This window comes from Shewanella sp. SW32, from assembly GCF_025653365.1.
Taxonomy (GTDB): Bacteria; Pseudomonadota; Gammaproteobacteria; order Enterobacterales; family Shewanellaceae; genus Shewanella; species Shewanella oncorhynchi.
Genome location: NZ_JAKKSJ010000076.1, coordinates 1 through 5,305 on the forward strand (window position 1 = coordinate 1; position 5,305 = coordinate 5,305).

The 5,305-nt window shown below is 44.5% G+C and carries 3 protein-coding genes; all 3 read left to right on the top strand.

Annotated elements, in window-relative coordinates:
- Positions 1–665 precede the first annotated feature (665 nt).
- Entirely contained in the window at positions 666–3,386 is a 2,721-nt protein-coding gene (locus L5M28_RS23715) for a bifunctional diguanylate cyclase/phosphodiesterase (protein ID WP_263196277.1), read from the top strand.
- 99 nt (positions 3,387–3,485) lie between these two features.
- Positions 3,486–4,724, top strand: coding sequence for a DEAD/DEAH box helicase (locus tag L5M28_RS23720; RefSeq protein WP_263196275.1), 1,239 nt, complete (start codon positions 3,486–3,488; stop codon positions 4,722–4,724).
- A 406-nt stretch (positions 4,725–5,130) separates the two neighbouring features.
- On the top strand, positions 5,131–5,305 hold a 175-nt coding region (locus L5M28_RS23725), incomplete at its 3' end, for a transposase (RefSeq protein ID WP_263204113.1).

The following is a 5,305-nucleotide window of genomic DNA, read 5'->3' on the forward strand; positions in this document are numbered from 1 at the left end:
TATGTTAACGATTAACCAACCAGCAAGTTGCTAAGACACTTGATTTGATGATGAGACAGTCAGACTGATCTACTAAAAACCTTACGAAAACACAGGCTCTGATGAAGCCGCAGGGATGATAAGGACAGTAGAAGCAAATATCCATCAGGGCCAGAGGAATCCCTCAATAAGAGGCCGAATATATGGGTGCAATGAACTCTTCTCAAAATTGATATCGAATGTCTTGCAAACCGGATGGGTCCATATATGGTTTTCTCTCGCTAAGAAAGTGCTGAATTATCGGGGGAAGACTTAATTGATTAAGTCTAACTAATTGTTACTCAATAAACTTATCGCGATACTGACACTAAAATTTTGTGCTAAAGTAGCAAATGCAATGTTAGTTGGATTTACCCGTGCAAGCAGTCTGCTGGGTGTGAGTAAGTTAGTGTGAATTTTGATGGTTTGACCTCTACCACCCTAAAAGGTGGATATGATGGAGTAAGTTTTAGATCCAACCTTAGTGCCAATTGAGATGTATTGATTTGATGTTAAACGTAAAATTTTATGAGATTTTACTGTTTGGTTAACGTTTTCCCTCTGTAGCAATATTGGGCATGTGTTTAAGGTCTTACGGTATTCTCGCCGTAGGCCAATTGAGCAGTAACGAGATCTGAGTTGGCAAGATGATGATAGATGTACCTATTACGCAGCAACAGCTGGATAACTGGTTGAGTGACTTAAATTTAGTCGCTGAGATATCAAGCAGTAAAGCAATGTTATTAGCATGGAATGCTGCGGGTGAACTTAGCAGCATGTTAAGTTCAGACTCTGCGGCTGAAAGTGAAATACAGGCAATACTCAGCCACCTAAGTGGCAATCATTTGGCTAACACCCAGCCTGTTATAAGCCAGTCCGTTGCGATGCCGTCAATGGTCACACCATCTGAAATCGTTCCTAATCCCTTTGATATTATTGATAAACCTACTACTCCCCCGATAAGCAATGCTAAGTTGTCCAGCTTGAGTGAGCCGATTTCAGCATTGCCCCGATTAGGCAGTCATCAAATCACGGCTGCATTATCTGTATCACAGCTAACTGAGCAGGTACGTGAGCCTCTGTTAATTATGGATACTCGGCAGCACTCAGATTGGCACACTTGTAGCGCAATCGGCAGCGTGATTTGTTTGTCTCTCGCTTGGCCATCTGGGGCAAATTTTGGCTTTTTATGTTTCTATCATAACGAGGCTCACGGCGTAGATTCAAAAACGCTACAACTTGCCAAGCTTATCAGCGATAGCATTCAACATCAGTTAGGCGAGATATTGAGCCAACATAATGCGGCTGAAACATTAAGCCGAGGTTCACCGAGTCGTGTCGAAACGGTCGATTTACAAACTTTTATCGATAGTTTTGACGAACATATTTGGATGAAAAATGCCGCTGGCATTTACACTCTTTGCAATCGTAGTGTTGAGAATGCGTGGGAAATGCCCCGTAGTGAGATTGTTGGTAAATCCGATGTTGAACTCTTTGGTACTGATATTGCAGAGATTTTTCTAGAGGGTGATAGGCTCGCTATCGAGTCTGGTACGCCTATCATTGTCGCTGAGTGTTTAGATGGCTGTGAAGCTAAAAATCATCTTTGGTTAGAAACGCTAAAACTCCCAACACTCAATGCCAAGGGGGAGCTCGTGGGCGTTATCGGTATGACTCGCAACATCTCCAAGCATAAAGCAGTTGAAGAACAGCTGACACTGGCGACCAATGTGTTTAAAAACTCGGTTGAAGGTGTCGTTGTGACCGATCGGCATGGCAATATTACCGACGTTAACGGTGCATTTTTTGAGATCACAGGTTATGTGAGGGAAGAGTTACTCGGCCAGAATCCTCGGATTTTTAGTTCGGGTCGGCATGATAAAGATTTTTTCGATAAACTCTGGAATACCTTGTTTACTCAAGGTAAATGGAATGGCGAAATTTGGAATCGGCGCAAGAACGGCACGATTTTTCCGCAAAATATCACCATAAGCACTATTTATGATGACGTTGGAGATGTGCGTTATTTTGTCGCTGTGTTTGCCGATATTTCAGCCCAGAAAGAGAATGAAGCGCAACTCACGCACTTAGCGTATTTTGACCCGCTAACGCATTTGCCCAATCGCATGAAGTTCATGATGCAGCTTAAGCAAGAAGTGCGACAAGCTAAGCGGCTGAATTTGCAATTAGCGACAGTGATGATTGATGTCGATTTGTTCAAGCATATCAACGACAGTTTTGGCCACAGTATAGGCGATGAAATGTTAGTTGAGCTTGCCAAGCGTTTACGCAGCCAAGTAGGCGATCAGGATGTGTTATCACGGATTGGTGGCGATGAGTTTGTGGCATTGATTTCAGGGATCGACAATAGTGCAGATGCCGCAGTTGCCATAAATCAATTGCGCCAAGTGTTTGAGCAACCTTTTATTGTGAGCACGGGCGACCACTTACGTTTAACGGCGAGTATGGGCGTTTCTTTGTATCCAAATGATGGAACCGATGCGGACACTTTACTGCGTAACGCCGATGCGGCCATGTATCGCGCCAAAAATGATGGCCGCAATAATTATGCTTTTTATACAGAGTCCTTAACTCAACAGTCTTTTGAGCATCTTAAGCTGCAAAGTGCCCTCTACGGCGCGATTGAGCAAAATGCTTTGTACTTAATGTACCAGCCAAAACTTGATTTAGTGACTCGACAAACCGTGGGATTTGAAGCGCTACTGCGTTGGCACGATCCTCAACTGGGGTTGATTTCTCCCGCGATATTTATTCCTGTGGCAGAAAAAATAGGTCTTATCCATGAAATTGGCTTATGGGTTTTAGAAACCGCTTGCCGTCAAGGCATGCGCTGGCTTAGTGAAGGCAAACATTTTGGCCGTATTGCCGTGAACGTGGCAGGACAACAGTTACAGCGCAGTTCCTTTGTGGATGATGTGAAACGTGTCTTAGCTGAAACGGGTTTGCCCGCCAAGCATTTAGAGCTTGAAGTGACCGAAAGTGTGATGATGCAGAACCCTGATCTTGCTATCCGTGACTTAAAGCGACTTGGCGATCTGGGCATCGAATTATCGGTTGATGATTTTGGTACTGGCTATTCATCGCTCAACTATTTGAAAAAACTGCCTATTCATAAATTGAAAATTGATCAATCTTTTGTGCGAGACATTCCCTTCGATACCAACAATACCGCTATCGCTAAGGCTGTGATTGCGCTTGGACATGCGTTGAAGCTGGAAATTATCGCTGAAGGGGTTGAAACTAAAGAGCAAGCTGATTTTCTGCAACAAAACCAGTGCGATCAAGCCCAAGGTTATCTCTTTAGTCGTCCGCAGCTAGCTGAAGATCTCGACGCATTTTTATCGTAAAACAAGTTTGCATATAACAAGAGGACTAGCGCTATGCCGCTAGTCGCTTAGGGTTGTGTCTGCTAAAATTCTAGCCATTATTTTCAGTGGTTAACCGCAATGTCTTTTAGTGCCTTATCCTTAAACTCCACGTTAGTTAATACCTTAGCGGTTCTTGGCTATGAATCGCCAACGCCAATCCAGTTAGAAGCGATCCCTGCCATCTTAGCTAAACGGGATGTGATGGCTGGCGCCCAAACGGGTACAGGCAAAACCGCTGCGTTCGCCTTGCCTATCTTGCATCATTTGTTGGCTCTCAGCCCTTCGCAAGAATTAATAACTGTGAGACCCGTACGCGCATTAGTCTTAGTGCCGACACGTGAACTGGCGGTGCAGGTACAGCAGAGTTTTGTTAAGTACGCTAAAGGGACTGATATTCGTATCGGTATCGCCTACGGCGGTGTGAGTATCGATGCGCAGGTCGCTGTGTTTAATGCAGGGATTGATGTGTTAATCGCAACACCGGGTCGCTTACTTGACCACCTTAGGCAAGGTGCATTAAATCTTAAGCAATTGAGTGTGCTTGTTTTTGATGAAGCCGACCGCATGCTCGACATGGGGTTTATGGATGAAATTCAAGCCGTGCTCAAGCAAGTACCGAGTGACAGACAAACCCTGTTATTTTCTGCCACTTTAGATGCCGCTATCTTCAGCTTAAGTAAAACCTTACTGCGCGATCCCAAGTTGATTGAAGTTGCCAAGCGCAACACGACCGCTGCCGAAATTGAACAAGTGGTTTATGCCGTCGACGCCGACCGTAAAACCGAACTCGTCAGCCATCTGGTACGCAGTAAAAACTGGCATCAAGTGTTGATTTTTAGCCGCACTAAGCAAGGCGTCGATAAACTGGTTCAGCAACTCAATAAAGCCGATATTATCACTCAGGCGTTTCACGGTGACTTGTCTCAAGGCGCGCGCGAGAAAGTTTTGCAGGAATTTAAACAAGGCAAAATTCAAGTGCTAGTGGCAACGGATGTCGCCGCCAGAGGCCTAGATATCGTCGAGCTTAAATATGTGATCAACTTTGAGCTACCCTTTATCGCCGAAGATTATATTCATCGTATCGGTCGCACAGGTCGAGCGGGTAGTGCAGGGCTTGCCATCACCCTCTTTAGTCAAGAGGACTCCCTATTATTGGAAGAAGTTGAAGTTGTGCTCGACAAGCGTCTACCACAACAATGGTTACCTGGCTTTGAACCCGACTTTAATAAGATGGATACCGAACCTAGACGTAACGGCAAAGCGGCTCAGAAGCAAAGAGCGAAGAAACGGGCTTTGGGTGGAAAGGGGAAAAGGTAGGTTTTTAGGTGCGGCGTCTGAATGGCTGAATCTAATAGAGATTAGATCAAGTGACATGATTCATTTATCGACGCCAGTTCAGTTCCCGCCGCCGCATTTGAATTGATAGCTCGAAAGGAGTAATAGCCTGAAAGTTCAAACAAAAAGGGCTTAACCTTGCGGTTAAGCCCTTCTGGTAAAATTGGTGGAGGCGGCACTTGTTGAGCCTACTTCACTAACTTACTGATTCTTATCTAAACCTGACGGGGTTTATGTAGCACAGAGTGTAGCACAATTTACAAAACAGGTGTATCGATAGTGACTCCGAGCCGACAATAGCAAAATAGTAATAGTGTAGTGGCACACTAATTTTGGCCACCTAAATAGAGGTGATATTATTACCTCGTAGATGACTTTAGGTGAACACATGAGATCGACAACCAGAAAAACATTTATTGCTGAATTCAAACTTGAAGCTGCCCAATTAGTCCTCGATAAAAACCATAGCATCATCGAAGCTGCAAAGGCGATGAACGTAGGTAAATCCACTATGGATAAATGGGTGAGACAGTTAAAACTAGAACGCCAGGGTGGCACACCAA

Coding starts and splice junctions, on each gene's coding strand:
- L5M28_RS23715 (WP_263196277.1), top strand. CDS start 666: ATGATGATAGATGTACCTATTACGCAGCAACAGCTGGATAACTGGTTG.
- L5M28_RS23720 (WP_263196275.1), top strand. CDS start 3,486: ATGTCTTTTAGTGCCTTATCCTTAAACTCCACGTTAGTTAATACCTTA.